The sequence below is a fragment of the Vibrio sp. 1288 genome (genome assembly GCF_033344475.1).
Window position 1 is genome coordinate 1 of record NZ_JAWPOX010000690.1, and the last position, 630, is coordinate 630.

Here is a 630-nt window from a genome sequence, read left to right on the forward strand (position 1 = left end):
TTGTAGCATGCCACATAGAATGGTTTGCTCACCCATTAGGTCTGATTTCACCTCAGCGACAAAAGAAGACTCAAGACAACCCGCACGGTGACCACCTGTAGCTGCAGCCCAAGCTTTCGCGATATCCCAACCTTCACCTTTCGGATCATTCTCTGGATGAACCGCGATTAGGGTAGGCACACCAAAACCACGTTTGTATTCTTCACGAACCTCTGTACCAGGACACTTAGGAGCAACCATGACAACGGTCAGATCTTTACGAATCTGCATGCCTTCTTCCACAACGTTGAAACCGTGAGAGTAACCTAGTGCAGCGCCTTCTTTCATTAGTGGCATCACCGTCTCAACAACGTTAGTGTGCTGTTTGTCTGGCGTTAAGTTAACAACCAGATCTGCTTGAGGAATTAGCGTTTCGTAGCTACCAACTTCAAAGCCATTATCTTTGGCGTTTTTAAACGATTGACGCTGTTCATCGATCGCAGCTTGACGTAGTGCGTAAGACACATCAAGACCAGAATCGCGCATGTTTAGGCCTTGGTTTAGACCTTGAGCACCACAGCCCACAATGACCACTTTTTTACCTTTCAGGTAATCCGCTTCAGATACAAATTCTTCACGGTCCATAAAGCG

The 630-nt window shown here is 46.8% G+C and carries 1 protein-coding gene; it reads right to left on the minus strand.

Features of this window, described 5'->3' with window-relative positions; translation table 11 throughout:
- Window positions 1–630, minus strand: a 630-nt coding sequence (ilvC, locus tag R8O11_RS28810) for a ketol-acid reductoisomerase (protein ID WP_318195068.1), incomplete at both ends; no start/stop codon positions are given.